Below are 592 nucleotides of genomic sequence, written 5' to 3' on the forward strand. Positions count from 1 at the left end.
AAGTTTAGTGGTCTATCGCCCCCCTATTGATACTAAGGCGATTGATGCAGTTAAAGGTAAAAAACCCAATGGTTTCCCTGAAAAAGCGCTGAACTTTCTGACGCCTCATCAAAAATGGGGTATTCACTCAACATATAGCGATAACTTACTGATGTTAACACTGGGTCGTGGTGGCCCTGTGGTTTGGCTGAGTGAAGATGATGCCAAAGAGATGGGAATTAGTGATAACGATTGGGTTGAAGCATACAACAGCAATGGTGCGCTAACGGCAAGAGCGATTGTCAGTCAACGTATTCCTGATGGCATGATTTACATGTATCACGCACAAGAGCGTCAAATAAACCTGCCAGGCTCTGAAATGACTGGAATGCGTGGGGGTATTCACAACTCTGTGACACGCGTTTGCCCTAAACCAACCCATATGATTGGTGGATATGCTCAGTTGGCTTATAGCTTTAACTATTACGGCACTGTGGGTTCTAACCGTGATGAGTTCGTTGTGGTGCGTAAAATGAAACAGATTGATTGGCTTGATGGTGAAGGTGATGCTTATCAACAGACCCTGAATGGACAGGAGAAGGCATAATGAAAA

General features: G+C 44.4%; 1 protein-coding gene. It reads left to right on the forward strand.

Going from position 1 to position 592, the window contains the following annotated elements; genetic code table 11:
* On the forward strand, positions 1–586 hold a 586-nt coding region (locus tag BHE89_RS19560), incomplete at its 5' end, for a molybdopterin dinucleotide binding domain-containing protein (protein WP_286146373.1).
* Positions 587–592 lie beyond the last annotated feature (6 nt).

It is taken from the genome of Shigella sp. FC1967, assembly GCF_001743005.1.
Classification (GTDB): domain Bacteria; phylum Pseudomonadota; class Gammaproteobacteria; order Enterobacterales; family Enterobacteriaceae; genus Proteus.